Here is a 2,722-nt window from a genome sequence, read left to right on the forward strand (position 1 = left end):
TGATTGATTAATCGCTTTCTCACGAATGTTTTGGGCAAAACTCGGCAACGAAAAAAGGCACAAAAAAGCCGCAAAAACAAAAATGAAAAAAAATCTATGCATTCATTGTGCCCTCAAAGTGAGCAACAAAATGAACCATATCATCAGCGTCACAGAAAAAATCGCCAACCGCGTAACAATTTTTTAATTTTTTGATGAGAGTAATACTTATAACATCTGAGAGAAAAGCATAGACTGTACTGTATACACCTGCTTTATGTGTTGTGCAAACCATATCATTTCCCCCGCTTGTGAAGATTTTACAATGACACTGTTAAATGACAATCATATGCTCTATATGCTTCTTAATTTTAAGGTGTTGCATGTAATATAATCTTGAGCTTAAAGTAAAGACTCTTATTCATAGAATAGACCAAATTTATTGGAACTGTTACATATTAGAGACAACAAGAAGACTACCACTTATTATCGCTTGATAAGAAAAATAGCATGACAATCGCTTATGCTAAAATAAGAAAAAAAACGCGATAATAGTACAGATATAGGTTTAAGAAGTGCCTCTCTGCTTACTTACTAAAACCATAACAAGAGATGATATCTTTTATTATGTTTACGGTCTTTTGCATTCAGAAGATTATCGCACTCGTTATGTCGATAACCTCTCTAAAGAATTGCCTCGTCTTCTTTATATAAAAACTGCTAAGGATTTTGGAAATTTGTAACAGCAGGGCATGAATTGGGTCATTTGCACGTGAATTATGAAACTGTAAAACCTTATCCCGTAACCTTTAAAAAAGGTAATCCAAAAGTTACAGAGATCTCTAATCCAGAAAAATTCTATTATGTGACTGAAATGAAATTTGCAAAAATTAAGGATAGTAAGGAAAAGAATAAATCAACTGTTATTTATAATAGCAATATCATCATGACAGATATCCCTAAGTAAGCTTATGAGTATATCGTCAATGGCAAGCCTGCTCTTGAATGGGTTATGGGGCGTCAATGTGTAAAGACTGATAAAAAGAGTGGTATTGTGAATGATGCCAATCGCTATGCTGTTGAAACCATTGGCAACCCTGCTTATCCATTAGAGTTGTTTCAAAGGGTTATTACTGTAAGTTTAGAAACAATGAAAATTGTTAAGAACTTACCAAAATTAGAAATTAGAGAAACCAAATAACTTATAAAGCATGCTCACATGATAGGCATATTAACCTCACAAGGGGTATAAGGTCTTATACCTATAGGTTCTATATCACTTTTATAAATTGCTTACATACAATCTTTAAAAGGAGTATTTATATGCGTTATTCTAAAAAGAAATCATTTGCACTTTTAAATACTCTTATTTTGATTGCCTTTAAAAGATTATATCGTAATCTAAAATGATAGCTTTATCCTTTTCAAAAGCTTTGTTTAAACAGAATTATGTATATTCATTTTCTTATATTACTTATAGGTTTTGAATGTTTCTACCCCCCCAAAAAAACCTACAAAAATATATAGCATTAGTTGAATTTATAGGTTGCATTATTAATATAGGTTGTATTTTGAAAAATAGACAAAACTCAACTTATTGAAATATAATGATTTTAATTTTTTCTCATTTAAAAAAAATGATATAGGTTCTAAAAAGAACTGACAAGACTGACAAAAGTTTATTAAAAGGGATTTTGCTCATCTCTATAATGATCAGTTTCTATTGAGATGTTTTCATAAGTGTTTTCATAACAGACAATAAATCGCAATTATCATATATCCTATTTATCATTTCTCTTATGAAACTGAAAAATGATGCCATGGCTATAAAGAACATAACAGCTATAGAGAAAGCGTAAAAACAGTAAACTTGAATACTCATATGCAAATGAAAGCATTTGTTATGAGAGCGCGGTGCTATTAAGGTCGTTTAAATTAAAGCCCCTTATAAACAAAATTCACAAAAAATTTAAAATTCATTTAGTAACAAAATTGATAGGTTATAAAGTTTAAAATACGCATTATGAGAGCGTTTCTAAATATTATAAATGTATAGATTCAGAAAATAACGCTATCGTTTCATAAAACCTATAATATAGTTTTAAAAGCACATAAATATAAAAGAAGAAATTGATAAGCATAAGATATTATCAACACGCAACGTATTAAAAAATAAGAAAAAATATCAAAAAGATAGAAATATTATTTGACAATAAACACGTATTTTGTTATATAAATATTCAAGTGCTGAAAACACTTAACGATTAGCGGATAGGTTACGAAACAATCTTTCCAAAGTCTTTAAAATACTGACTGTTTTTTATACGTATTAAAGCGTATAATGATTTTGTCGGGTGTGTCACACCATGCAATACCCTTATGGGAAAAGTGTGACGACGGACTAATCGCCGTGTTTTCAACGCCCGGCGCCTTTATAGCGCGTCAATTGAAAACTTCATTACGATTAGAAAGAATTTAAAATGAAAAATTCTATAATAAAAACTTCCCAAAATACAATTTCCTCTAACATTGCAAACGAAATCACATCTGTTAATCAACAAGAGTCTGCAAAAAAATACGAATTTACCAATGAAAAATTCACTTTTGATGGTCTTACTTTACACCGTATACGTGCTCTAAGAGATTTTGATGATGTTAAGGCGGGAGACCTCGGCGGTTTTATTGAAAATGAAAGTAACTTATCCCATGATGGCAATTGCTGGGTCTATGATAATGCCGCGGT

General features: G+C 30.6%; 1 protein-coding gene and 2 pseudogenes. 2 read left to right on the forward strand and 1 reads right to left on the reverse strand.

Annotated elements, in window-relative coordinates:
• Positions 1-94 precede the first annotated feature (94 nt).
• Complete coding sequence (locus ACFIK3_RS09180) at positions 95-274, reverse strand: hypothetical protein (RefSeq protein ID WP_375676597.1); 180 nt, start codon at positions 272-274, stop codon at positions 95-97.
• A 301-nt stretch (positions 275-575) separates the two neighbouring features.
• Here ACFIK3_RS09180 and ACFIK3_RS09185 point away from each other — a divergent pair.
• Positions 576-1,180 (forward strand): annotated as a pseudogene (locus ACFIK3_RS09185) (type ISP restriction/modification enzyme); the annotation flags it as partial.
• 1,279 nt (positions 1,181-2,459) lie between these two features.
• Positions 2,460-2,722, forward strand: a pseudogene (locus ACFIK3_RS09190) (hypothetical protein); the annotation flags it as partial.

This window comes from Bartonella sp. CB10SXKL (assembly GCF_042195515.1).
GTDB lineage: Bacteria > Pseudomonadota > Alphaproteobacteria > Rhizobiales > Rhizobiaceae > Bartonella.

Bases quoted from the DNA above. Each gene is read 5' to 3' on its own strand.
- ACFIK3_RS09180 (WP_375676597.1), bottom strand. From the start codon at position 274: ATGGTTTGCACAACACATAAAGCAGGTGTATACAGTACAGTCTATGCT.